The sequence below is a fragment of the Nitrosospira sp. Nsp1 genome, assembly GCF_900100985.1.
GTDB lineage: Bacteria > Pseudomonadota > Gammaproteobacteria > Burkholderiales > Nitrosomonadaceae > Nitrosospira.
In genome coordinates this window covers 1-23,124 of record NZ_FMUF01000029.1, presented here as the reverse complement: position 1 = coordinate 23,124, position 23,124 = coordinate 1, and the positions used below count along the sequence as shown (strand labels likewise).

General features: G+C 52.6%; 24 protein-coding genes and 1 pseudogene. 14 read left to right on the top strand and 11 right to left on the bottom strand.

The window, feature by feature from the left end:
• The first annotated feature begins 28 nt into the window (after nt 1-28).
• The 5 genes from BLP78_RS13865 (at nt 29) to BLP78_RS13845 (ending at nt 3,141) form a co-directional block, all read left to right on the top strand.
• On the top strand, nt 29-667 hold the full coding sequence (locus tag BLP78_RS13865) for an MlaC/ttg2D family ABC transporter substrate-binding protein (protein ID WP_090460147.1): 639 nt from the start codon (nt 29-31) through the stop codon (nt 665-667).
• A 16-nt stretch (nt 668-683) separates the two neighbouring features.
• Entirely contained in the window at nt 684-986 is a 303-nt protein-coding gene (locus BLP78_RS13860) for an STAS domain-containing protein (protein WP_090460144.1), read from the top strand.
• A gap of 125 nt (nt 987-1,111) precedes the next feature.
• Complete coding sequence (locus tag BLP78_RS13855) at nt 1,112-2,044, top strand: ABC transporter ATP-binding protein (protein WP_090460142.1); 933 nt, start codon at nt 1,112-1,114, stop codon at nt 2,042-2,044.
• Nucleotides 2,041-2,796, top strand: coding sequence for an ABC transporter permease (locus BLP78_RS13850; RefSeq protein ID WP_090460140.1), 756 nt, complete (start codon nt 2,041-2,043; stop codon nt 2,794-2,796). The genes BLP78_RS13855 and BLP78_RS13850 overlap by 4 nt, the downstream gene beginning before the upstream one ends.
• 96 nt (nt 2,797-2,892) lie before the next feature.
• Nucleotides 2,893-3,141 carry a BolA family protein gene (locus BLP78_RS13845; protein ID WP_090460138.1) on the top strand — a complete coding sequence of 83 codons (249 nt, stop codon included), beginning with the start codon at nt 2,893-2,895 and terminating at the stop codon, nt 3,139-3,141.
• A 332-nt stretch (nt 3,142-3,473) separates the two neighbouring features.
• Here the strand turns inward: BLP78_RS13845 and rpoH are convergent, their stop codons facing one another.
• From rpoH to ftsY, 4 genes are all read right to left on the bottom strand, one after another.
• Nucleotides 3,474-4,319 carry an RNA polymerase sigma factor RpoH gene (rpoH, locus tag BLP78_RS13840; RefSeq protein ID WP_090460133.1) on the bottom strand — a complete coding sequence of 282 codons (846 nt, stop codon included), beginning with the start codon at nt 4,317-4,319 and terminating at the stop codon, nt 3,474-3,476.
• Nucleotides 4,320-4,409: 90 nt separating this feature from the next.
• The gene (gene ftsX, locus BLP78_RS13835; protein WP_090460131.1) at nt 4,410-5,318 is read right to left on the bottom strand and encodes a permease-like cell division protein FtsX; all 909 of its coding nucleotides are present in this window, start codon (nt 5,316-5,318) and stop codon (nt 4,410-4,412) included.
• Nucleotides 5,315-5,968: a cell division ATP-binding protein FtsE gene (gene ftsE, locus BLP78_RS13830; RefSeq protein WP_025041850.1), complete on the bottom strand. Its 654-nt coding sequence runs from the start codon at nt 5,966-5,968 to the stop codon at nt 5,315-5,317. The genes ftsX and ftsE overlap by 4 nt, the downstream gene beginning before the upstream one ends.
• Before the next feature lie 51 nt (nt 5,969-6,019).
• Complete coding sequence (ftsY, locus tag BLP78_RS13825; RefSeq protein WP_090460130.1) at nt 6,020-7,006, bottom strand: signal recognition particle-docking protein FtsY; 987 nt, start codon at nt 7,004-7,006, stop codon at nt 6,020-6,022.
• A gap of 148 nt (nt 7,007-7,154) precedes the next feature.
• On the opposite strand from ftsY, the gene BLP78_RS13820 reads away from it, so the two are divergent.
• The 5 genes from BLP78_RS13820 (at nt 7,155) to BLP78_RS13800 (ending at nt 11,261) form a co-directional block, all read left to right on the top strand.
• Nucleotides 7,155-8,516, top strand: coding sequence for a M16 family metallopeptidase (locus BLP78_RS13820; protein WP_176752874.1), 1,362 nt, complete (start codon nt 7,155-7,157; stop codon nt 8,514-8,516).
• Between the two features lie 66 nt (nt 8,517-8,582).
• On the top strand, nt 8,583-9,893 hold the full coding sequence (locus tag BLP78_RS13815; RefSeq protein WP_090460127.1) for a M16 family metallopeptidase: 1,311 nt from the start codon (nt 8,583-8,585) through the stop codon (nt 9,891-9,893).
• Nucleotides 9,894-9,956: 63 nt separating this feature from the next.
• Nucleotides 9,957-10,505 (top strand): 16S rRNA (guanine(966)-N(2))-methyltransferase RsmD, encoded by a 549-nt coding sequence (gene rsmD / locus BLP78_RS13810; protein ID WP_371128889.1) that lies wholly within the window; start codon nt 9,957-9,959, stop codon nt 10,503-10,505.
• Nucleotides 10,498-10,977 (top strand): pantetheine-phosphate adenylyltransferase, encoded by a 480-nt coding sequence (gene coaD / locus BLP78_RS13805; RefSeq protein ID WP_090460124.1) that lies wholly within the window; start codon nt 10,498-10,500, stop codon nt 10,975-10,977. The genes rsmD and coaD overlap by 8 nt, the downstream gene beginning before the upstream one ends.
• Nucleotides 10,978-10,991: 14 nt before the next feature.
• Nucleotides 10,992-11,261 carry a YfhL family 4Fe-4S dicluster ferredoxin gene (locus BLP78_RS13800; protein ID WP_053111340.1) on the top strand — a complete coding sequence of 90 codons (270 nt, stop codon included), beginning with the start codon at nt 10,992-10,994 and terminating at the stop codon, nt 11,259-11,261.
• Here the strand turns inward: BLP78_RS13800 and BLP78_RS13795 are convergent.
• From BLP78_RS13795 to BLP78_RS13780, 4 genes are all read right to left on the bottom strand, one after another.
• A complete protein-coding gene (locus tag BLP78_RS13795) occupies nt 11,227-11,958 on the bottom strand; it encodes a YggS family pyridoxal phosphate-dependent enzyme (RefSeq protein WP_090460121.1) in 732 nt (243 codons plus the stop codon). The two genes, BLP78_RS13800 and BLP78_RS13795, sit on opposite strands and share 35 nt — an antisense overlap.
• A 240-nt stretch (nt 11,959-12,198) precedes the next feature.
• Entirely contained in the window at nt 12,199-15,762 is a 3,564-nt protein-coding gene (gene dnaE, locus BLP78_RS13790) for a DNA polymerase III subunit alpha (protein ID WP_090460119.1), read from the bottom strand.
• Nucleotides 15,763-16,119: 357 nt separating this feature from the next.
• Nucleotides 16,120-17,169: a YheT family hydrolase gene (locus tag BLP78_RS13785; protein ID WP_090460179.1), complete on the bottom strand. Its 1,050-nt coding sequence runs from the start codon at nt 17,167-17,169 to the stop codon at nt 16,120-16,122.
• Between the two features lie 264 nt (nt 17,170-17,433).
• A complete protein-coding gene (locus tag BLP78_RS13780) occupies nt 17,434-17,874 on the bottom strand; it encodes a DUF2127 domain-containing protein (RefSeq protein WP_090460116.1) in 441 nt (146 codons plus the stop codon).
• Nucleotides 17,875-18,118: 244 nt separating this feature from the next.
• Here BLP78_RS13780 and BLP78_RS13775 point away from each other — a divergent pair, with 244 nt between their 5' ends.
• Nucleotides 18,119-18,451 (top strand): hypothetical protein, encoded by a 333-nt coding sequence (locus BLP78_RS13775; RefSeq protein ID WP_256330293.1) that lies wholly within the window; start codon nt 18,119-18,121, stop codon nt 18,449-18,451.
• 338 nt (nt 18,452-18,789) lie between these two features.
• Nucleotides 18,790-19,386, top strand: a complete 597-nt coding sequence (locus tag BLP78_RS13770; RefSeq protein ID WP_090460113.1) for a hypothetical protein — start codon at nt 18,790-18,792, stop codon at nt 19,384-19,386.
• A 218-nt stretch (nt 19,387-19,604) separates the two neighbouring features.
• Here the strand turns inward: BLP78_RS13770 and BLP78_RS15835 are convergent, their stop codons facing one another.
• The gene (locus BLP78_RS15835; protein ID WP_218118990.1) at nt 19,605-19,763 is read right to left on the bottom strand and encodes a hypothetical protein; all 159 of its coding nucleotides are present in this window, start codon (nt 19,761-19,763) and stop codon (nt 19,605-19,607) included.
• Nucleotides 19,764-20,250: 487 nt separating this feature from the next.
• On the opposite strand from BLP78_RS15835, the gene BLP78_RS13760 reads away from it, so the two are divergent.
• Nucleotides 20,251-21,072 carry a TlpA disulfide reductase family protein gene (locus BLP78_RS13760; protein WP_090460109.1) on the top strand — a complete coding sequence of 274 codons (822 nt, stop codon included), beginning with the start codon at nt 20,251-20,253 and terminating at the stop codon, nt 21,070-21,072.
• Nucleotides 21,073-21,097: 25 nt separating this feature from the next.
• Nucleotides 21,098-21,393: pseudogene (locus BLP78_RS13755) on the top strand (transposase); the annotation flags it as partial.
• A 102-nt stretch (nt 21,394-21,495) separates the two neighbouring features.
• Here the strand turns inward: BLP78_RS13755 and BLP78_RS13750 are convergent.
• Nucleotides 21,496-21,810, bottom strand: coding sequence for a hypothetical protein (locus BLP78_RS13750; protein ID WP_090460108.1), 315 nt, complete (start codon nt 21,808-21,810; stop codon nt 21,496-21,498).
• Nucleotides 21,811-22,151: 341 nt separating this feature from the next.
• A complete protein-coding gene (locus tag BLP78_RS13745; RefSeq protein WP_090460105.1) occupies nt 22,152-22,940 on the bottom strand; it encodes a hypothetical protein in 789 nt (262 codons plus the stop codon).
• Nucleotides 22,941-23,124 lie beyond the last annotated feature (184 nt).

The window sequence follows — 23,124 nt, the reverse complement described above, 5'->3', positions numbered from 1 at the left end:
TGGTTAAATAAATTCTTGCGAGGAAATCATGAAGAAATACTTTAATACGTCTTTGTTATTGGCGACCTGGCTGGTTACGCTCCCCGTATGGGCCATGGCGACCAGCCCCGATACCCTGGTGGATAATACGGCCCAGGAGGTGCTCGCGATCGTTCGGCAAGACAAGGACTTGCGTGCAGGCAATACCACCAAGATTCTGGATCTGGTGGAAGCCAAGATATTGCCTCATTTCGACTTTACCCGGATGACCCGGTTGGCGATGGGCAAGAATTGGTCCAAGGCAACGCCCGAGCAACAGCAGGTATTGGTAAAGGAATTTCGTACGTTGCTGGTACGCACCTATTCCAACGCACTGAGCAGCTACAGCGACCATACCATTACGGTTGAGCCGGTGAAAGATAAGGCAGGTGATACCGATACCACGGTCAAGACAAAAGTGATAAATCAGGGTCAGCAGCCGATCCCCATCGACTACAGCATGGAAAAAACCGGTGAGGACTGGAAAGTCTACGATGTGACGGTGGCCGGGGTAAGCCTGGTAACCAATTATCGCAGCACTTTCAATAATCAGGTACGTGACGGTGGCGTAGAAAAATTGATTCAAACGCTCGTGGACAAAAACCGTGCCCTGGTTGCTGCCGATAATAAGGCAGCGTCAGCGAAATAGGTCGGCGAAATAATCGATGACTGAAGATGCGGCTAAATTGGTTTTGCGTGAGGGCGGCGAACTGAGCGTTGAAGGCTCGATAACCATCAATAATGTTGTGGCGATGGTTGGGCAAGGCATTGCTTTGTTTGATTGCGATGATATGGTAATCGACCTGACGCGTGTGACTGAGGTGGATTCTTCCGCCGTCAGCATGTTGCTGGAGTGGCAGCGCGAGGCGGGTCGCCGCAATTGCCCTGTACGCTTTGCCAATATACCGCTTAATCTGCGAAGCCTCGTGCAGTTATATGGCCTTTCCGAACTAATGCACGTGGTCTGACCGGTATAACCGATCCCTGCCGGACGCAAGTATCTTGTATATAGATGCTTACCCGTGCCAACCGGCAATCCGTATCCCATATCTTCTGGCCTCTGTGTCGGGCCATTACCTTATTCAACTCCTCGATGACCCCGGCAATCGAAGTCAAACAGATGTACAAACGCTTCGGCAGGCTGCAAGCGTTGGCGGGTATTGACCTTGAAATAAGAACCGGGGAATTTTTTGCCTTGCTCGGCCCCAACGGCGCAGGCAAGACAACGCTTATCAACATCATTGCCGGACTCACCCGCGCCACCAGCGGCAGCGCCAGGGTAATGGGTCACGATGTCGTTGCGGACTACCGCGAAGCTCGGCGCATGCTGGGCGTGGTGCCGCAAGAACTGGTGTTCGATCCCTTTTTTACCGTTCGTGAAACGCTTGCAATTCAATCCGGATATTACGGCTTAAAAAACAATAAATCCTGGATAGACGAAATAATTCACCATCTGGACCTCACGGACAAGGCGGATGCCAACATGCGCACGCTTTCGGGTGGCATGAAGCGACGCGTGCTGGTGGCTCAGGCATTGGTGCATAAGCCACCGGTCATCGTACTGGACGAGCCTACCGCGGGGGTTGACGTCGAGTTGCGCCAAGGCCTTTGGCGTTTTATCAAAGAATTGAATCGTGATGGTCATACCATCGTGCTCACCACCCATTACCTTGACGAAGCAGAAGCCTTATGCAGCCGTGTCGCAATGCTGAAGCAAGGCAATATCGTGGCGCTCGATAGCATCAGAAACCTCATTAATGGAATTTCTGGATGCTCTGTGCGGCTGCGGTTATCGCCCGATACGCTGCCTCCAGCGCTGCAGCCGTTGCTGAGCCGCTGTGAAGAGGAGTATTACATTCTGGCGCTTGACGAATATTCCCAGCTTGAGCATGTTATGGCGGTGCTGCGTATGGCAGGATTGCAAGTGCTGGAGATGCAGGTATTTCAGCCCGACCTCGAAGAGGTATTCGTAAAAATCATGGGGGATGTCGAAATCAGGGAAGCAGTAGCCATTCCCATCACATGACCGGATTTTTGACGCTGTTCCATAAGGAATTGCTGCGATTCTGGAAGGTTGGATTTCAAACCGTATTCGCGCCTATGGTGTCCACCCTGCTTTATCTCATGATTTTTTCTCATGTCCTGGACGCCCATGTGCAGGCTTATCCAGGTGTCGCCTACACTGTTTTTATGATTCCGGGTTTGATAATGATGGCGGTGCTCCAAAACGCTTTCGCCAACTCGTCGTCCAGCCTGATCCAGTCCAAGATCACCGGAAATCTGGTATTCGTGCTGTTATCGCCGCTCTCCTACCGGGAAATATTCTTTGCCTATGTGCTGGCATCGGTAGTGCGTGGCTTGGCGGTGGGACTGGGCGTTTATCTGATAACCTACGGGTTTTTCGATGTATCCTTATCCTCCTTTCCATGGATATTCATATTTGCCTTGACGGGTAGCGCATTGCTGGGTGCGCTAGGTCTCATTGCCGGTATTTGGGCGGAAAAATTTGATCAGCTTGCCACATTTCAAAACTTCGTCATTCTGCCGCTGACTTTCTTATCGGGGGTGTTCTACACAATCCACTCGCTACCGCCATTCTGGCGAGGGCTCTCCCATTTGAATCCATTTTTCTACATAATCGATGGTTTTCGCTACGGTTTCTTCAATACGTCGGATATTTCGCCCTATGTCAGCCTTGGGATTGTAGCAACATGCTTCCTGGCAGTATCATGGTTGACATTGCAGATGTTGAGGACGGGTTACAAGATCCGGCAGTAGCTCTGCCCAAGGCTCTGCGGTAGGGATCTGCATGGTAAATCCAGGCGTTTATCTATCAGGAATCTCAAGAGAATCATTTATATAAGGAAGAGAAGGATGGTTACACCAGAAAGCATCAAAAGTTACATCGAAAGCTCCCTGCCGTGCGAACTGGTGCATGTGGAAGGGGATGACGGACATCATTTCAGCGCCATCATTGTGAGTGCTGAATTCCGGGGGAAAAATATGGTGCAGCAGCATCAGCTTGTTTACCGCGCGCTCGGCGACAGGATGAAGCAAGAGATTCATGCGCTATCCATGAAAACCCACACACCCGAACAATGGGCGGAAATAAACCCGAGCTAGCAGCCTGTCGGGCTTGAAGAATCGCAGCGAAAAAGTGGCTGGGTGAGGATGGATCTTGAGGATTTGAAGGCCAATAGTTATTCTATCGGCTGGAAAGGGGCCGAAAAGCGGCGAGATATGAACCGGCCAGCCGATTTCCTTTAAATCCGACAGGCTGCCAAGCCCCATCAACATTTTGGATCTGGAGGAGTTGCGCACGTGCACGTCAACCGCGGGCGCGTCAACACAAAGCAAGAAGCGCGCTGCGCCGTAGGAAGGAATCCTTAAACAGAAGCGCCACATTTATAAAACAGCGATGTCTTTTGCAGGGTGCCGAGGCTTAGTCCCCGCAATTACGCGGCGGGAGCCAAGGCGGCACGCATCTTCTGCATGGCTTTGGCTTCAATCTGGCGGATTCGCTCCGCAGACACGCCCAATTCGCCAGCAAGATCATGCAGGGTCGCGGGGTCTTTTTCCCGCAACCAGCGGGCTTCAATGATGCGTCGGCTGCGAGCGTCCAGGCCGGACAGTGCCTGCTCCAGGCCTTCCCCGCGCAGGCGCGTGTTCTCTTCAGCTTCCAGCAACTGCCGAGGTTCCGAGCCATCGGTAAGATAAGCGATGGGGCTGAATGCTTCATCGTCATCGTCATCGGATAAAGGCTCGAGCGAAATATCTCTTCCGCTGAAGCGGGTCTCCATTTCCACCACTTCCTCGACCTTGACTCCCAGCTGCTTGGCCATTGCATTGACCTCTTCCGGATTCATGGTGTCCAGCACCGACTTCATGCTGCGCAGGTTAAAGAACAGCTTACGCTGTGCTTTCGTGGTGGCAATTCTTACCAGCCGCCAGTTACGCAGTATGAATTCGTGGATTTCAGCCTTGATCCAGTGCACCGCAAACGATACCAGTCTCACGCCGCGCTCGGGATCATAGCGTTTTACCGCTTTCATGAGGCCAATGTTGCCTTCTTGAATCAGATCGGCCTGAGGCAGGCCATACCCTTTATAGCCGCGAGCGATGGCGACCACTACGCGCAAGTGCGACAGCACCAGTTGGCGGGCAGCGTCGATGTTATCTTCATCCCTCAGGGATCGCGCCAAGCGAATCTCTTCTTCCTGAGAAAGAATTCCGAAGCGATTGGCAGACTGGATGTAGCTTTCGATGCTGCCGGTTGAAGGTATGGCTAAAGCGAAATTCATGTATCCCCCGTTTTCGTCAAAGTTACCCTATTCCTATAAGAGCGTCAACAGTTTGGAAAGTTCCATTGTGAACCCGCTTAAGCCTATGAATTATCTCGGTTCTACTTGCGAGAGATGATTCGCGACCGATAACCACGCCCCCGCCCACCCGAGGCCCGCCGAGAAAAGCAACAGGCTCAGGCTATCCTCCAGGGAGAGATGATAGAGACGAAAATTCACCTCATACAGTTGCAACAAATCCTTCAGTTGTCCATCCGTGAGATAAATTCCCGCAGAAATGATAAGCCATGCTGCAGCACCGCCTACCGACCCTTGCAAGGCCCCAAAATATAGAAAAGGGCGCCGAACGAAACCTGTGGTTGCGCCGATCAGCTTCGCAACCTCTATTTCATCTCGCATCGTCAGGATTTGCAAACGTATCGTATTGAATGCTACGGCTATCAGCGAAAAGCTCAGTAGCGCGCCAAGCATTAATACCGCCAGATGGCCCAGCTTGAGCAGGGCATCAAGCCGTTTGGCCCAGGCCGAGTCAACCTGTGCATGTTCGACTTGCGGCAACTGCCCCAGTTCCGTGCGCAATGCTTCCAGCCTTTCAGGCGTAAGCGCTCTGGTGCTGATGACGAAAGCGTCCGGGAGCGGATTCCGCTCGAGGCCGCTCATTACATCGGACAATCCACTGTCCTGCTTGAATTGATCAAGGGCACTATCTTTGGAAACGAACCTGAAGCTTGCCACCGGAGGATGCTGTTCCAGAAACGATTCGATTTTCGCCACGTCATCCTTATCCGCATCCAGTCTCAGGAACAGGCTCAATTGCGGCGCTCCGGAAAATTGACCGGAGAGGGCCTGGAGGTTTTCAAGCAGCACGTAAATTCCGGCGGGAAGACTGAAAGCGATCCCGATCACGGCAATGCTGAGCAGGCTTCCAAGTGGCGCACGCCCCAGCCGTTTGAATGCCAGAGCAAGCGCATGCAAGTGATGGGAAAGCCAAACGTTCATGCTGCCAGTTCGCCATGATTGAGTGTCAAAATGCGCTGCTGCATGCTGCCCAGCAACTCGACGTCATGGGTAGCGATCAGTATCGCCACGCCCACCTGATTGAACGACACGAACATGTCCATGATATCTCTTGCGTAATCGGCATCAAGGTTGCTGGTTGGCTCATCCGCGATAAGGATGGAGGGCCTGTTGACGATGGCACGGGCAATGCACAGGCGTTGTTGCTCACCCCCGGAAAGAGTGATGGGCCAGGCTTTTTCCCTGTTCAGCAAGCCTACCTTGTCGAGCGCAGCGCGTACCCGCCGGGTCGCCGCCTTGGAACCAAACCCGCTTATTTGCAGGGGCAGCAGCACATTTTGGAAGACATTGCGGTCGAACAGGATTTTTTGATCCTGGAACACCAATCCGAGATTGCGCCGCAGAAAAGGAATTGCACCGCTCTTGAGCGTGCTGACATTCTGGCCGTTGACGATTATGCTGCCCGAGGTAGGGCGCTCGATGGCGGCAATAAGCCTCAGCAGCGTCGTCTTGCCTGCGCCCGAATGGCCGGTAATCAGGGCCATTTCGCCTGCTTCGAGGCTAAAACTGATGTTCCTGAGTGCCTCGTAGCCGTTCGGATAACGTTTATAGACCTGGCTGAAGCTAATCATCGATTGCCGGGGTTATGCCATTGATTCCGAATTTCCACTCGCTTGATTCTCTCAATCAAAAAGTGCCTCGACAAACTCACTTGCGGCGAACGGCCTTAAATCATCGAGGCCCTCGCCCACGCCGATAAAACGGATGGGTAGCGGCATTTTCTTCTGGCGTTGTCTGGCGATAGCGGCGATTACCCCCCCTTTTGCCGTACCATCGAGCTTGGTGACGATAAGTCCGGTGAGACCCAGCGCGTCGTCAAAGGCTTGCACCTGAGCAACCGCATTCTGGCCGGTGTTGGCGTCGAGCACCAGCAGCGTTTCATGGGGTGCGCCCGGCTCGGCCTTGGCGATGACGCGCTTGACCTTCTTGATTTCCTCCATGAGATGCAGTTGGGTAGCGAGCCGTCCGGCGGTATCCGCGAGTACGATATCGATGCCACGTGCTTTCGCAGCATTAACCGCATCGAATATTACTGCCGCAGGATCGCCCTTTTGCTGGCCGCTATTCTCCTGTGCGATGACGGCGACATTGTTGCGCTCGCCCCAGGCCATCAGTTGTTCACGTGCGGCGGCACGAAATGTATCGCCGGCGGCAAGCAGGACGGTCTTCCGCTGTAACTGGAAATAATGGGCAAGTTTTCCGATAGAGGTGGTTTTCCCCGCACCGTTCACGCCGGCCAGCATAATGATAAAGGGCTTGCTCGTATCCGTGTCGAGAGGCTGCACCAGTGGCTCAAGTAAAGCAGCGAGGGCTTCCTGCAACGCGCCCTTGAGTTGCGCCGCATCGGTAAGGCCTTTGCGTTTGACTTCGCTTCGCAGTTCGCCAAGCAGCCACGTCGTCGCATTTACGCCAGCATCCGCGGTGAGCAGGATCGTTTCCAATTCCTCATAGAGCGCTTCGTCTATTTTACCACCGCCGAACAGGCCGGACAGGCGCCTACCCAGGTTATCTCGGGTACGGGAGAGTCCCTGCCTGACGCGCGCTGACCAATTCGTGGACGCGGGTTCCGCAGGGGCGGCGCTATTTTTGGATTTAAAGAAACCTGGCATTCTGGTAGGCTGTCAGTATGAGTCGAAATTAATATTTGGAAATGGCACTGTTCCCAATTTTATTCCGTTTACCCGGACTTAGGTTATTAAAAAAATGATGCTTTATCGTCGTGTTACTGTTCTTTCATCCGCTTTGCGGGCTATTGCGATGGTATTCGTTTCGCTGGTTTCGGCAAGTGCCATGGCCGCCACGCAGGCGGCCACTACGCATGAGTACAAGCTTGCCAATGGCCTCAAGCTGGTCGTCAAGGAAGATCATCGCTCACCGGTGGTAATCTCGCAAATCTGGTACAAGGCGGGAAGCATTGATGAAGTGAATGGCGTTACCGGCGTGGCCCATGTGTTGGAACATATGATGTTCAAAGGCACGAAGAAATTTCCAGGCAGCGAATTTTCGACGCTTATCGCAGCGGCCGGTGGGCGCGAGAATGCGTTCACCAGCCGCGATTACACCGCCTATTTCCAGCAATTGCATAAATCCAGGCTGGCGCTGGCGATGCAACTGGAGTCCGACCGGATGCGCAACCTGATACTGACAAAAGAGGAGTTCGCCAAGGAAATCGAAGTGGTGATGGAGGAGCGGCGACTCCGCACCGATGATCAACCGCGCGCGCTGGTGCATGAGAAAATGACCGCGACCGCTATTCAGTCGCATCCGTACCGGCGTCCCGTAATAGGCTGGATGAACGACCTGGAGAACATGAATGTCGGCGACGCGCAGGAGTGGTACGACCGCTGGTATGCACCCAACAATGCCATCCTGGTCGTGGTGGGTGACGTAAATCCGGGAGAAGTCTTTGCTTTGGCACAAAAGTATTATGGACAGATCAAGTCGCGCACGCTATTGCCGCTGGATAAACGCAAGCCACAGATCGAGCCGAAGCAGCTGGGCACCAAGCGGCTCACGGTAAAAGCGCCGGCACGGCTGCCATATCTCGCGATGAGTTATCACGCGCCGGTATTACGCGATCCCGCCACCGATTGGGAGCCTTATGCGCTGGAAATGCTGGCCGGGGTGCTGGATGGCAACGAATCTGCGCGACTCAACAAGGAGCTGGTGCGCGAACAGCGCATTGCGAGTTCGGCGGGTGCAGGCTACGACTCGACCGGGCGCGGTCCCGGCGTGTTTTATATCGATGGCACGCCGAGTGAAGGTAAAACGGTGGCCGACCTGGAAGCGGCCTTGCGCGGAGAAATGGAAAAACTCGTGCGCGACGGCGTAACCGCGGAGGAACTCGCGCGGGTCAAGGCGCAGGTCGTTGCCAGCCACGTCTTTCAGCTCGATTCGATGTTTGCCCAGGCGATGCAGATCGGTCAGCTGGAAAGCATCGGATTGTCATATCGTGACGTGGATACGATGTTGAAAAAGCTGCAAGCTGTTACTGCCGAGCAGGTGCGTGAAGTAGCAAAAAAATATTTGATGGATGACAGTTTGACGGTTGCCGTACTCGACCCCCAACCACTGGAACAGAAACCGCCCTCTGCCGCACCCGCCGGGTTGCGACATTGATGCTGCAACCTTGGTCTGTTCGTTTCTTGCCTTGAATTCAAAAAGCGCTTTTTTAGAGAGGCTGCGATGCATGTGATGCGCTTGATATTTTTCCTGTTTTTGGGTGTATTTTCCCAATGGGCCTTTGCCGCTCTGCCGATCCAGCACTGGCAGACGCCTTCTGGTACACGGGTATATTTCATTGAAAGCCGTGATTTACCGATACTCGACATCAGCATCGATTTCAGCGCGGGCAGCAGTACCGATACCCGTGAAAAATCCGGCCGTGCTGCCATGACCCTGCATCTGCTGGATCTTGGCGCAGGTGGGTTGAGCGAAGATCAGATCGCAAAAGCGTTGGCCGATATCGGCGCTCAGCTCAATAGTCATTTTGACCAGGATCGCGCGGGCATTGCATTACGCACTCTAAGCAGTGCGCGTGAGCGCGAACAGGCGCTGGATATATTCCGTCGAGTCATACAGCATCCCGAATTCGACGCGAAAGTGATGGAGAGGGAAAAAGCCCGGGCGATTGCGGGATTGAGTGAAGCGGACACCAAACCAGGAAATATCGCCGATCGCACGTTGATGAAAATGCTCTACGGCAGCCATCCATACGGACTGCGCGGTTCGGGTGAAATCGATAGCGTGAGCGCGCTGCAGCGCGAAGATCTGGTGAATCTATACCGGTCTCTCTATTCCGCTCCAGACGCCGTGGTGTCCATCATGGGAGACGTGAGCCGCGCGGAAGCGGAAGCCATTGCTGAATCGCTGACGAAAGCGCTTATGCAAGAAAAGTCTGCGTATAGTCTGCCGGATGTGGCAGCACCGATTGCGGATACCAAGAGAATTGCTCACCCCGCTACTCAAAGCCATATTCTGATCGCCTATCCGGGACTCCGCCGCGACGATCCCGATTATTTTCCACTGCTCGTGGGTAACCACATCCTTGGCGGCGGCGCATTCACCTCGCGCCTGATGGAAGAAATTCGCCAAAAGCGTGGGTTGGCTTACAGTGTTCATAGCCAACTTATACCGCTGAGAAAAAAGGGACCATTCGAAATCGGCTTGCAAACCCGGAAAGATCAGTCGGAAGATGCGCTCGCGCTGACGCGGAAAGTTCTGGCGGATTTTGTCGCCGGCGGGCCGACGGAAAAAGAGCTTACCGCAGCCAAACAGAACATTATCGGCAGTTTTCCGTTACGCATAGACAGCAACAAGAAAATCATCGGTTACCTGGCAATGATCGGTTTCTACAATCTGCCTCTAACCTATCTGGATGATTACGTTAAATCAGTGGAAAAAGTAACCGTTCCCCGGATCAAGGAAGCCTTTCAGCGCCGCATCAATCCAGCGGGAATGGTAACCGTGGTGGTGGGGGCCGAGGATAAAAAATAGGAAAATTTCTATAGAAAACCGGTAATTTGCTCTTGCGACGGTTTGGCTATTTTTCAGAACCGGATGATGAGAAACAAAGTCCGCATCATAGGCGGCGAATGGCGCAGCCGCATAATTACCTTTGATAGCTGCGCAGACCTCAGGCCGACCCCTGACCGGGTACGCGAGACCGTATTCAACTGGTTGGGGCAGGATATGAGCGGAAAACGCTGCCTTGATCTGTTTGCAGGCAGCGGGGCGATGAGTTTCGAGGCTGCATCGCGGGGGGCGGCGCGCGTAGTAATGGTAGAGTCCGACCCCGGTGTAATGAAGACGCTGAAAATCAACGTGCAGAAGCTGGAAGCAGAACGAATCGAGTTGATATCGATGGATGCGTTAAAATTCCTCGATTCCGATAGACACCAGTTCGATCTGGTTTTTCTTGATCCTCCCTATCGGCTGGGTCTGCTACCCAAGCTATTATCGAGCCTGCATTCGCATCTCGCCGGCAGCGGGCTGGTCTATGTAGAGAATGACAGCCTTCCGGAGGTCGACACAGATTGGCTGGTGTGGCGCCAGGGGCAGGCTGGCAAGGTTCGTTACCAACTATTAAAATCAAAAAAGAATGGATAAAGCGCTATACCCCGGTACGTTTGATCCCATTACACGAGGTCATGAGGATCTGGTTCGGCGTGCGTCGGGCCTGTTTAATCGGGTGGTGGTTGCGGTGGCGGTGAGCAGTGGGAAAAAACCCTTTTTTACCCAGCATGAGCGCGTGGAAATGGCGCGTGCGGTACTGGCGGACTGCCACAACGTCGAGGTGACTGCATTTTCCGGCCTGTTGATGGAATTTGCGCAACAGCAGAATGCGAGAGTCATCTTGCGGGGCTTGCGCGCCGTATCCGATTTCGAATATGAATTTCAGATGGCAGGGATGAACCGCAGTATATATCCCGGTGTCGAGACCATGTTTTTGACGCCATCGGAGCAATACATGTTTATCTCCGCCACGATTGTGCGGGAGATCGCGCAACTGGGTGGAAGCGTGGACAAGTTTGTGCACCCGTTGATTGCCGAGCAGTTGCGGATCAGAATCAAAACCTAATCTTTGAGGTCGACATGGCTTTAATGATCACTGATGAATGTATCAATTGCGACGTTTGCGAGCCGGAATGTCCCAATGATGCTATTTCCCAGGGAGAGGAAATCTATGTAATAGATCCCGCCCTGTGCACCGAGTGCGTCGGGCACCACGAAGTCTCGCAGTGTGTGGAGGTATGTCCGGTGGATTGCATCATCCTCGACCCGGACATTACTGAGACAAAGGAACAGCTGTACGGAAAGTACTTTGCGCTTACCGGGCGCGCGCAGCAAGTTCCTCAGGGATAGGGTAGCGTCTCGGCCCGAAGATTGCGGTGCCTACGCGGACCATGGTCGCGCCTTCTTCAATGGCGATATCAAGATCCTCGGACATACCCATCGAGATCGTATCGACATCATAGCCAGCCTGCTTCAGTTGATCGTAGGCTTCCCTCACCATGCGAAACTGGCTGCGTTGCAGTGCGGTGGCTTTAGTAAGCTCGGGAATGGCCATTACGCCCCGTAGTTTCAGGTTGGGCAACTCGACAACATGCGCCGCCAAGTCAAGGATCTCCCCAGGCGCTACACCGCTCTTGCTATCTTCTCCGCTCACATTCACTTGCAGGCATATCTGGAGAGGAGGCGACGACTCAGGCCGGTCTTTCGACAAGCGGTCGGCAATCTTTTTCCGGTCTACGCTATGCACCCAGGCAAAATTTTCCGCTATGCGTTTTGTTTTATTGCTCTGTATCGGGCCGATGAAATGCCACTCGATCGACAGATCGGCGAGCGCCTCGATTTTTACCAACGCTTCCTGAAGGTAGTTTTCTCCGAAAATAGTCTGTCCGGCGGCAAAGGCTTCACGCAGACATTCGGGAGGATTGGTTTTGCTTGCGGCTAACAGCGTAATAGCTTCGGGTTGCCGCCCTGCCTTGCCCGCGATATCCGCGATATGAGCTCTTATTTTATGCAAACCCAAGGCGATGGTTGTGGTATTTGGTTCCATTCTGACTTTTTATTTACCGGTTGCTCTGGGCGATTGACCCATGAGAATTTAAAAAATGATTTGAGAAAGCACGAGCATAGTAGAACTACTCATCTTTACGGTCAAGCCGCCATGAGATGCCGTACTCGACCGTGACGGTACGTATAGGGTAAAGCATAGCCGACGCGAATTGCGTTAATAGTCTTTCCGCTCCGCTCTGTTCGCCACGATTCAGGCCCGAGAGCGACACTCCCTCGCACGTCAGTAAATGATTCTGACATTCTCCGCATTGAAATGCGTTGATAGCGACTGCAGGAGATCATCCTGAAGGCGTACCCGCCAGGCATCGTCCAGTTCAAGTTCGCAAATGGCGTCCTGGCTGCGATAAACGACTCGCACGGGACAGGACAATTTATCGTCGTCTTTCGCATGACCGGATTTGCAGTTATTGGTGCTGTGACGATGGGGCGCGAGCAATTCTTTTAGTTTTATGGCATTCGAGAGTTCGTTGCAATGAAGCTCCATACGCTTGGCGAAGCGAGTGCGAGCGCTGTTCAGGTCATACAGTTGGTCGGCGGTAATGCGCAGTGTGCTGCCATACTCGTCATCGCCGCCTCTGCCGTTCACTCTGGCCTCAACGATCAGCAGTTGATCCTCTTTCAGCCATGCCCGTACAGACTCGAATAATTCGTTGTACACGACCAGCTCTAACCGCGTGCTGCCGTCGTCCAATACAATCACGCCCATTCTGCCCCGGCGGGTCACCTGCGTGCGTATAGCGTAGACGATTCCAGCCAGTAACTGTGTTTCCCGCTGGGAGTTCAATCGATCCAGGCGGGTGCGTACAAATGGTTTCAGTTCTTCCGCATACGCGTGAAAAGGGTGGCCGCTCAAATAGAGGCCTAATGCTACCTTTTCATTTTTCAACTTCTCCTTTTCCGGCCATGGCGGCACATTGATCAAGCTCAATTGCCCGGTGTGGCTATCGGCTTCGCCAAACAGGCTCACCTGATTGACTGCGCGATCCGCCTGCTCGGCGGATTCAAGTGCGATACCGACCGAGGCCAGCAGCCCGGCCCGGTCCGTATTGACGGAATCAAAGGCGCCGGCACGGATGAGCGATTCCATCACACGGCGATTGACGATGCGCTTGTCGACCCGTTGGCAAAAATCGAACAAATCGCTAAAGGGCCCGGCCGTATCGCGCACCTTGATAATTGCCGCAATCGCCGATCCCCCCGTTCCTTTTATCGCGCCGAGACCATAGCGGACGGTCTTTTTGTCTACAGGAACAAAGCGATAGTCGGACAGGTTAATGTCGGGCGGCAGCATGATAAGCCCATTGGCTACGCTATCCTCAAAGAACGAATTCACCTTGTCGGTATCGTCCATATCGGCGGACAAGGTGGCAGCCATGAACTCCGCCGGATAATGCGCCTTGAGGTAGGCGGTCTGAAAGGCGATCAAAGCATAAGCCGCCGCGTGCGACTTATTGAATCCGTAACCCGCGAATTTCTCCATCAAATCGAAGAGTTCAGCCGCATCACCTTGGGTCAAGCCGTTCTTGGTCGCTCCCGCAACGAAAATATCGCGATGCAACGCCATTTCCTCAACCTGTTTCTTACCCATTGCCCGTCGTAGCAGGTCAGCGGCACCGAGGCTATATCCGCCTATCACCTGGGCGATTTGCATCACCTGTTCCTGATAAACCATCACGCCATAAGTGGGTTCAAGTATGGGCTTCAGCCGTGGATCGAGATATTCCACGCGCTTGCCATGCTTGCGTTCCGTAAACTCTGGAATCAGCGCCATCGGTCCCGGACGGTACAATGCCACCAATGCGATAATGTCTTCGAACCGGTCGGGCTTGGCCTTCTGCAGCAGATCCTTCATGCCGCGCGACTCGAACTGGAACACGCCCACGGCGTTGCCCTGCCGCAACAAGGCGTAGGTGGCCGCATCGTCCAAGGGCAGATTTTCCAGGGAAAAGGAGTCGGAATGCTGGATATCCGACTCGGCAGCAGGTTTGCTCGCATCGGTTGCGATGGACGCGGATTCTTCTTCCGCAGTGTCACGATTACGCTGCCTGATGTATCTGACGGTCCAGTCGAGTATGGTCAAGGTCCGCAATCCCAGGAAGTCGAACTTCACCAGTCCGATTTTCTCCACATCGTCCTTGTCGAGCTGGCTTATTACCGACTCACCCGAATCCGTACAATAGACGGGGCAAAAATCGGTGATCTTCCCCGATGCGATCAGTACACCGCCGGCGTGCATGCCTACATTACGGGTGAGCCCTTCAAGCCGTTCAGCCAATTCCAGCAGATTACGCACCTCCTCTTCGGCCTGCGCTCGCTCATTCAGTTGCGGTTCCTCTTCACGCGCTTTTTTCAGGGTCATGCCGATTTCAAACGGCACCAGCTTCGCCAGCTGATCGACGAAGCTGTACGGCAGGTCCAGCACGCGTCCAACATCGCGCACCACCGCCTTTGCCGCCATGGTCCCGAAAGTGGCAATCTGGGAAACGCTCTCGGCGCCATATTTCTGTTTTACGTATTCGATGACATTTTCGCGTCCGTCCTGGCAGAAATCGATATCGAAGTCAGGCATGGAAACACGTTCCGGATTGAGAAAACGCTCGAATAGCAGGTCATAGCGAAGCGGATCGAGGTCGGTAATGCCCAGTGAATAGGCCACCAGCGAACCTGCTCCGGAGCCCCGGCCCGGCCCCACCGGTACGCCACTGTGCTTGGCCCAATTGATGAAGTCGGCGACGATCAGAAAATAACCGGCGAAACCCATCTGTATGATGACGTCAGCTTCGAAATCCAGCCGGGCGTAATACTTGGGCATTTCCGCGTCACGCTGGGCGGCATCCGGAAAAAGCGCATTCAGGCGCACTTCCAGACCCGCCGCTGCCTGTGTGCGCAGATACAGCTCCAGGCTCTCGTTATTGGGGGTGGGAAACAACGGTAGGCGATTGACGCCTAATTCCAATGCGAGATTGCAGCGCTTGGCAAGTGCCACCGTGTTGGCCAGCGCTGACGGGATATCGGCGAACAATTCGGCCATTTCAGCCTGGGTTTTGAAGTATTGCTCCTCGGTGCAATTCTTCGGGCGCCGGCGGTCGCCAAGCACATAGCCTTCTGCGATACAGACCCGCGCCTCGTGCGCCCGGTAGTCCTCGGGGTTCAAGAACTGAACCGGGTGTGTCGCCACTACCGGCAAACGCAAGGCGGACGCCAGCATCAGCGAGCGTTGCACCAGGGCCTCCGCATTGGGATGGCCTGCCCGCTGCACTTCAATATAGAAACGGCCGGGAAAAAGATCAGCCCATTCTCGTGCCAGTTGCTCCGCTTGGTCGGGATCGTTCTGCATCAGCATCAGGCCGATTTCGCCGGAGCCCGCGCCCGACAACGCGATCAGTCCTTCTGCTCCACTTCCTGCATCTGTTGGCTTAAACCAGGATTTCCTGACTTCCGCGCGCCCACGATGCTGGTTTTCGCGGTAGGCGCGCGACAGAAGGCGGCACAACAGCAGATAGCCCTGGTAGGATTGGCACAAGAGCAAGACGCGCCCGGGCTTGTCCCGATCGGATTCATTACTGATCCAGACGTCGCAGCCGATGATCGGCTTTATTCCCTTCTTGCGCGCCTCCTGGTAAAACTTGACCAGACCGAACAGATTGGAAAGATCGGTTAGCGCCAGTGCCGGCATATCGTCTGCCACTGCTTTCGCCACTGCCTCGTCGATTCGCACGATACCATCCACCACGGAAAACTCGCTGTGCAAACGCAAATGGACGAAAAATGGAGATGTAGGCATGTTGCTCAAGGGTGACTCGATATTCGGAATTAATAGTGGGTTGCGTCAGGCGCAATTCTTGAATCAGGATCAATCAAAATAGCGTAAAAAACTGGATCTCAATTTTACACCGGGGAAGCCTTCCATTGCTCAACCTGCCTTAAACTGGTTGACTCTGACTTCTGGAGCCTGAGATGCACGAATCACGGCAAGCAAAAAACCAAAAATGCCGTCTACGGGTTGAGGCTGGAAAGCTTAATCGGTAATCATCGCCAGCTATCCGCCAGCAAAAGAAATCCCATCATCGGGAAACAGCGGTAGCCGGTAACGGCAAGGAAAGTATTGATTACAGTGAGTGGCGTTGCGTTGCTTACCGAGCTAAGAAGCCCGGAGTTCGGATAGGCCCGTTTGCGAATCGTAGTGCAGCCCAACCGCCTGCTCCCTGAAAAAACTGATAATTCTTTCCGGCAGCCACGTCAGCCTGCCGGGAAATGGCGAATCCAGGAATCCGGCATGCCCGCCTTCTTCGGGAAACTCCAGAGTGACAGCGGATGAAGTATCTTCCGGCCGGGGCAAGGCCGACGCCGGCATAAACGGGTCGTTACGCGCATTAATCACAAGTGTCGGCACGCCGATGTGCTTGAGCCACGGCTTGCTGCTGGATAGATTCCAGTAATCTTCGGCGTCGCGGAAGCCGTGCAGTGGCGCAGTCACGATATTGTCGAACTCATATAGTGTAGTGCACGCGGCCAACGCGGCTGAATCGAACAGACCGGGATAACGCTCCAGTTTATCCAGCGCCTTGCGCTTCAGGGTATCGAGAAAATGGCGGGTATAAAGCAGATTGAAACCAGAAGCCAGCGTCCTGCCTGCGGCTGCCAAATCCAGCGGTACGGAAACCGTGACAACACCGTCGAGTAACTGGCGGGCTTGTTTACCTTGTTCACCCAGCCATTTCAACAGGGCATTGCCACCCAGCGATACCCCGACCGCAAAAACAGGCAATGGAGAGGAGCGCACTTTATTTTGCCCGCCTATTCGGCGTAGCACCCAATCAATCTCCGCTGAATCGCCGGCGTGATACGCGCGCGGCAACCGGTTGGGCGTTCCTGAACAACCGCGAAAGTGTACTACTGCCCCGCGCCAGCCCAGTCTTTGCAGCGTCATTATGATACTCAGGACATAATGACTGCATGAGCCCCCCTCGAGCCCGTGAAATATAACGACCAGCGGCGCATCGTGTTGATTGTCCAGCCAGTCGATATCGATGAAATCGCCGTCGTCCAGTTCGCAACGCTCACGCCGATAGGCGATCGAAGGGCGGGAAAGCAGATAGGGGTAAATCGTTTGCGCGTTTCCCCCTCGCAGCCATGCGGGGGCAACGTAGGGTCTGACGCGCAATAAAGGCAAAGGTAAAGGGGCTTTCACATCCAGGTCCTGGCAGGCAATTTCGGATTCAGATGGGTGACCACTGGACCAACCGGTGCTACCGTATAACGCCAATTCATGCGATCAATCAATATAAGGTAACCGCAACTATTGCCGACTATTTTATGGTCTAACTCGTGCGCAAGCGTAACCTGTGCGGCTATTATAGAGCACTTGACTCGTATAGTTAACCCGTGCTCGCTCGCAAGGATAGTCCTGCTGACATAAGCGACAGCTTATTCAGAATTTCTCAAAGTGCAATTGCTAACGGGGTCGACCGCGCAATAAAATAACCAGGATCATAACGTTGGCAAGAAAAAGAACAGCTTCTGCCCAATTAATCCGCTTGGCCAACTCGAAAATCTCGATTGGAATATATAGCCCTGCGCTTATCAGGCCAAATATCCAGGCCCATTGCTTGCCATACCACAGCCCATAGGCTTCAACCAGTCTCACCACAGCATACGCCAGCGCGCCGAAGCCTAATGCAAGCAGGCGGGTATCATCAAGATTGGAAGCAATCTCCAGAAAAATGCGGGGATAATGACTGGCGGGGTTCAGGTGGAAATGCCTGACCAATTGCTCGGCAGTCTCCTGCACATTGGCATGGATGAATTTGAAAATTGCACAGGCCGTAGCGAATACCAGGATACCCTTAGCGGCTTCGAATACCGCCACCAACCGAAGGTCAGCGCTTTTTGACATCAATTGCTTTAAACAGCCTCATCTTTTCGTTAGGATTACGGAAGCCGCCACTTTTCATCTCAATGTGCCCAAAAAGATGAGCAGGGCCGATAGAAGACGAAGCAGGCCGATCAAATCTTGATATAAGTCATACTTTCGATATCAGATCTCATATTATGGTTACGCTGTCATATATGTAAATGCGACCCATCCGCGGGCGGTTTACAGCCGCGGCTGAGCTGAATGCTTATTCTAAGGGGCTATCATGAGACTAAAGTGGTTTTCAATTATGCTTTTCTTTATCTTTTCAAGCCCGAGTTTTGCGGTTGAGAAGGACTACAAGATATGTAACGTGGGCGGCTTCTTTTCCGGGACGAACGATAAGTTCCTGAGTGGGTTGGCCGCCCACATCGCACAGAAGAAGCATATTCTCGACGATCCCATATGCGCTGCCCTATGGAAAAATGCATCCCGAATAGGCGAAAAATTATCAGAAACCAGAAGAGTCAAAGAACAGGCGGAGGAGGAGATCACGCACCAGGCTGCCGCATTCAGTGAAAAGGTATATGAGGCGGTCAGCGCCGGGATCAAATTCTAGACATGACAGAAATCTGGATCGATTGCTCCAAGCCGGCCCGCTTCAGGATAATAGAGATTGATATAAGTGCCTGATATTGTTGGGATGTTATTGTTGGGTTGTGTACTAGATTCGAACTCGCGACCCAACGGATTAAAAGTTCTAAATAACAAGTTTTATGGGGTTTGATTCTTTTTTAATATGTTTGAGTAGAGAATGATCGTGTCTATCACAGCCATCAGATTCAAGAATAACGTGACGTTCCACACTTATGATAACCCCGGGTTAGAGAGCCAACTAACCGAGGTGAGGGCGCAAAACTGTTGCCCCGGAAAAGTTGGGCGACTCGGGGCTTCACGATGAAGATACGAATTGCCGAGACAGTCATCGAATACCCCGGCGACGATCTCACCGCCTGGAAGAGTGGGGATAAGAAGAAATTGCTTGAAGGGCACAACCCGCCACCAGATGTCTTCAATCAGCCCGCGTACCACTTTGGTGAGTACTTCGTGCTGAACTACTTTGAGAAGGCGCGGTGGTCTGGCTATCGCTTCTATGCGCTTGGCGAATGGGAGCCAAACAATCCAAAGGTCCTGGAAGGACGCGAAAAGATAAAGGAAATGTTCACGATTCAGAAGCTCGAAGAATTCAGGAGGCAACGTGTTCTATCCGGACACGCCGCTGGCCAAGGCGAACCCGACTTGTTCTTCTACATGGAATCCGGCCCGACCCTGTTCCTGGAAGTCAAGAAGGGCGGCGATAAGGTTTCGCCCGCACAGCTAACTTGCTTGGCGCAGATAAAAGCCATTCTCGAAGCAGATGTGGGAATTGTGTATCTGGTCAAGTACGGTCAGCAATACAAGCCGAAGACTTATGAGCTTAACCTCGAAACATTCGAAGGTTGCCTGCATGTCTCCCCAGAAGAAAAATCAAATGTTTCAAATGTGTCGGTTTGAGTCATGTATCAACGACGAAAAATTTCTGACCTGGCGATTCGTAACAGACGTAGGGCCAGGTCTGGTGGACGAGATAAGGCGATCTTCGATGCCTATGCCAGCGATGGTTACAGTCTGAAGGAGATCGGGGATCAGATTGCATTACTCCCGGATGAGCTGCATTGGACAAGAAACAAGACTTGACCCCGTATTCCGTGCGAAAGTTCTCGTCTACACATTTATTTAGTCCATAACCAGATCCGGTATTGTTCCAGCTCAAGCTGTTTTTGACGTCGTTCGCTTTCTTCCTGATGGATTTTCTGCTGGCGATCAAGCTGCTGCATCCTAGTATTATGTTCACTTTCCCGCTGCCTGGCGGCCTCTTCTATTCTTTGCATGTCTTCTGTTCCCCTTAGTAGCTGCCACTCTTCTCCTATACTCCGATTGCGATCGTACGCGATAACTTCGCCGGTCAGGGCGCATGCCGTTAAAACCGCAAATATAGTTTTCATAGTCTTACCGCTTTAAATGCAAACGCCGACCTTTTTTGGATACGCTAATTGCCGTGTGGTTCTGTCGATCGTTTGCGTCCATACTGGAAGTGGCGATCTATAAATTGGTGTGGAAATACCGCAGACAGTAAATCGAGGCGGTAATGGGTCAATATCCTGATAGCTGGGACTAGTCAGAAGTGAGCTAGCGTTGGTTTCCGTTGGATCTGTTCAAGAGGGTTGCTGGTGCCGAGCATGCATCAGCCGCTCGTATTGTCCTGATGTTCTCCAATATGCTAACTTATTGGAAAGATGTGTTCAAAAGATAGTTTCGAGAGGGAGCGCCGGTGGCTAAATGCTCTTCGGCACCCGTCTTGGTTAACCGAGGCACGTAATGGGTTCAGTCAACATCGGACTGATTGCGTTTCCCATCAATTTTTTACTGTTGCTGGGTGCGATGCTGATTGGCTCGTTCGTCGCCAAGCGGATAGGACGACCGCGAAACATTGATGTCGAGCCGCTTCTTTGGAGAGTTTTCATTGCCTCCCTGATAGCAGCGAGACTTGTCTTCGTGATTGCCTATTTTGATATGTATCAGAGCGCGCCATTGAGCATTGTGAATATTCTTGACGGTGGGTTCTCACCGGCAGCGGGCATTCTGGCTGCTGCGGCCGGCATCATCTGGTATGCATGGCGCGCGCGAGAAGGGCGACGCCCTCTGCTGCTGGCGGCATTGGCCGGAGGAACCACCTGGGCAGTTGGCGCAGTGGCCGCAACGGCGGCCTTTGCCGTCCCAGTGCAGATGCCACAAGCTGAGCTGGTTCGCCTTGATGGCAGTCCCGTCCAGTTTGGTTCACTGGCCGGCAAGCCGATGGTGGTCAACCTGTGGGCGACATGGTGCCCGCCTTGTATACGGGAAATGCCGGTACTGCGGGATGCACAAAAGAACAATCCAGAAGTGATCTTCGTCTTTGCCAACCAGGGTGAATCGGCCGATACGATTCAGCAGTTTCTGGATCGGGAAGGGCTCAACCTTGATAACGTGTTGCTCGATTCCCGTACCGAACTTAGTAACCAGACCCAGTCTCAAGGACTGCCAACAACCTTGTTCTTTGATGCAAAGGGTGCGCTGGTTGATCGTCGTATTGGCGAGTTATCAGCCGCCACGCTGGCACAAAGAATTGAAGGAATCGTGCCGGGCAACATTGGCCCGTAACCCTGATCGAGATTAACTGTGACCCCATCGTTGTGCCCAGCAGAAGGGTTGCGGGATCGAGGAAGGGCACTTGCAGCCTGATCACGTACACATGTGTATCAGTATTCCACCGAAGCGCTCAGTATCGTATGTAGTGGGCAAGAGTGCGATATCGATCGCGAGGAAGTTTACGGGGACGACGAAGAGCTTCAAGGGCGAGAACTTCCGGGCCTCGTGGTTATTTTGTCGGCGGTGGAGTCGGATGAGCAGATGGTCAGAGAGTATATCCGGCATCAAGAGAAAGAGGATGAGCACTATGACCAGCTCAAGCTTGGCATATGATGCCGCCGTTATGCGGCGCCAGCTTTTTGTCCCTTTGAAGGGGGTTAACGAGAGCAAGCCTCCGGCTTTTGCCGGAGGTAATTTAATTTAAATTGCCGGACACTACAGATGGTTTATCTTGATGAGCTTGCCATCTTCGCTGACCCTGATCTCAATCTCCTTGCCGTCTGGTTTTTCTACCTCGGCTTCATAAACGGTAACAATTTTGTCGCTGTCGAAATGAAGGACTCGAGCGTGTTGCGTTTTCGTTTCCTTCTCAATTTCCTCGATTTTTCCGCCGCCTGCGTGATCGACTATCGTTTTCTGAACTGCAGGCGGTACATCCGTCCATTGAATTCTCTCCTCTTCGGCAAAAGCCGAGGTTGCGAATATCATCGCAGCGGGCAGAACAACTGACATGAATAATTTCTTTTCCATTTGTGACCTCCTATTTCAAAGAAACATACTCACCAGAACATTCTATTTGCAGCATTGGAATGGTGGGCGCGACTCAGAAAGCGGTCTGTTCGGTATCGCTCTTAACCCTGTTCTGTAAAAGGTTAAAGGAAAGTGAATTCACCTTGTGACCCCGTATTCTTGCATATTCTCACTGCGGTCCAAGTGAACATGCTGGTAGGCCTAGCAAATCTATACCTGCCCAAAACGGACGATGAAACAGAAAAACAGGGCAACTCGGCAATGAAATAAGGCTGGGAAATAAATTGTCGGTTGGTTCGCGCTAAAAACAGCAGCCAGCCTCTCCCCAGATCTGGAAGCAGCTATTTGATCAGCGTTTCCTTAGACAAATGAGTCCAGAACGGAATGGTTATGCTCTCAAAATCAAATCCTGAGATTTCGCCAGCATCTTGATATGTATCCACATGTAGGACATCTGCGATGTAGACGGCAATCACATCCTCAAGAAATCGATTCATGTTTTTAAGGACGTCTACCATCATGTCTATCATGGACTCGACTGTGAAGTGAGGTTTGATCATGTCAGATTGACGAAAAAACCACTCGCGTGCAACAGCTTCTGAACTTGCATAGAAGGTATTACCTGACCTTTCACTGCCAAATATTGAGTCGTCTATCCATTCTTTTGTTGGTGTGGTCACCCTTTCCCATTGAGTAAAACATGGATAGTGAAATCCGAATTGGTTTCGCATTTTTCCAATCCAACCAGCGTCCTCAATAGTTGACAGCAACCCTTCAAATCGTTTTTGTCCTTCAGTCATGTGCGGCAATACACTAGCCTCTAATACAATTCGAGTTTTTTTATGTTTTAACGCTTTTTTCGCCTCCCAAACTTTACATGCGGCGACGCGAATTAGAAAAAATGCCTGGGCAGTTTCGGGAAGCTTTCGAATGGGTCTGGAATCGCAGTGTCCTGGACTGGCAAAGCAAATGAGCTTTTGTAAGCACATTAGCTCGTTAAAAATATGCCCTAGCAAGTAAAATGTATAACGTTGGTGCGGAGTGAGCGTCTCAATTGCGGAAACAGCAATTCGGATTTCGTATATAGGAATATTACGAGTTGGTACTTGAGGTGTGGAGGTATTATGCATGGTGCTCCCTTATAGTTCACCCATTAAAGATGCCTGGATGATATACAACTTTGTGGAGAGCGACGGAAGAAGACTACAGGGTCAGATCTCAATACTGTTCGGATAAATAAATATCAGTTACACTTTAGCCATTGTCCTCATGGGAGCGGAGATGGCACGAACCAAAGCAGTTCTGGGAGCTGGG

Bases quoted from the DNA above. Each gene is read 5' to 3' on its own strand.
- BLP78_RS13865 (WP_090460147.1), top strand. From the start codon at position 29: ATGAAGAAATACTTTAATACGTCTTTGTTATTGGCGACCTGGCTGGTT.
- BLP78_RS13860 (WP_090460144.1), top strand. From the start codon at position 684: ATGACTGAAGATGCGGCTAAATTGGTTTTGCGTGAGGGCGGCGAACTG.
- BLP78_RS13855 (WP_090460142.1), top strand. From the start codon at position 1,112: ATGACCCCGGCAATCGAAGTCAAACAGATGTACAAACGCTTCGGCAGG.
- BLP78_RS13850 (WP_090460140.1), top strand. From the start codon at position 2,041: ATGACCGGATTTTTGACGCTGTTCCATAAGGAATTGCTGCGATTCTGG.
- BLP78_RS13845 (WP_090460138.1), top strand. From the start codon at position 2,893: ATGGTTACACCAGAAAGCATCAAAAGTTACATCGAAAGCTCCCTGCCG.
- rpoH (WP_090460133.1), bottom strand. From the start codon at position 4,319: ATGAATTTCGCTTTAGCCATACCTTCAACCGGCAGCATCGAAAGCTAC.
- ftsX (WP_090460131.1), bottom strand. From the start codon at position 5,318: ATGAACGTTTGGCTTTCCCATCACTTGCATGCGCTTGCTCTGGCATTC.
- ftsE (WP_025041850.1), bottom strand. From the start codon at position 5,968: ATGATTAGCTTCAGCCAGGTCTATAAACGTTATCCGAACGGCTACGAG.
- ftsY (WP_090460130.1), bottom strand. From the start codon at position 7,006: ATGCCAGGTTTCTTTAAATCCAAAAATAGCGCCGCCCCTGCGGAACCC.
- BLP78_RS13820 (WP_176752874.1), top strand. From the start codon at position 7,155: ATGGTATTCGTTTCGCTGGTTTCGGCAAGTGCCATGGCCGCCACGCAG.
- BLP78_RS13815 (WP_090460127.1), top strand. From the start codon at position 8,583: ATGCATGTGATGCGCTTGATATTTTTCCTGTTTTTGGGTGTATTTTCC.
- rsmD (WP_371128889.1), top strand. From the start codon at position 9,957: ATGATGAGAAACAAAGTCCGCATCATAGGCGGCGAATGGCGCAGCCGC.
- coaD (WP_090460124.1), top strand. From the start codon at position 10,498: ATGGATAAAGCGCTATACCCCGGTACGTTTGATCCCATTACACGAGGT.
- BLP78_RS13800 (WP_053111340.1), top strand. From the start codon at position 10,992: ATGGCTTTAATGATCACTGATGAATGTATCAATTGCGACGTTTGCGAG.
- BLP78_RS13795 (WP_090460121.1), bottom strand. From the start codon at position 11,958: ATGGAACCAAATACCACAACCATCGCCTTGGGTTTGCATAAAATAAGA.
- dnaE (WP_090460119.1), bottom strand. From the start codon at position 15,762: ATGCCTACATCTCCATTTTTCGTCCATTTGCGTTTGCACAGCGAGTTT.
- BLP78_RS13780 (WP_090460116.1), bottom strand. From the start codon at position 17,874: ATGTCAAAAAGCGCTGACCTTCGGTTGGTGGCGGTATTCGAAGCCGCT.
- BLP78_RS13775 (WP_256330293.1), top strand. From the start codon at position 18,119: ATGAGACTAAAGTGGTTTTCAATTATGCTTTTCTTTATCTTTTCAAGC.
- BLP78_RS13770 (WP_090460113.1), top strand. From the start codon at position 18,790: ATGAAGATACGAATTGCCGAGACAGTCATCGAATACCCCGGCGACGAT.
- BLP78_RS15835 (WP_218118990.1), bottom strand. From the start codon at position 19,763: ATGCAAAGAATAGAAGAGGCCGCCAGGCAGCGGGAAAGTGAACATAAT.
- BLP78_RS13760 (WP_090460109.1), top strand. From the start codon at position 20,251: ATGGGTTCAGTCAACATCGGACTGATTGCGTTTCCCATCAATTTTTTA.
- BLP78_RS13750 (WP_090460108.1), bottom strand. From the start codon at position 21,810: ATGGAAAAGAAATTATTCATGTCAGTTGTTCTGCCCGCTGCGATGATA.
- BLP78_RS13745 (WP_090460105.1), bottom strand. From the start codon at position 22,940: ATGCATAATACCTCCACACCTCAAGTACCAACTCGTAATATTCCTATA.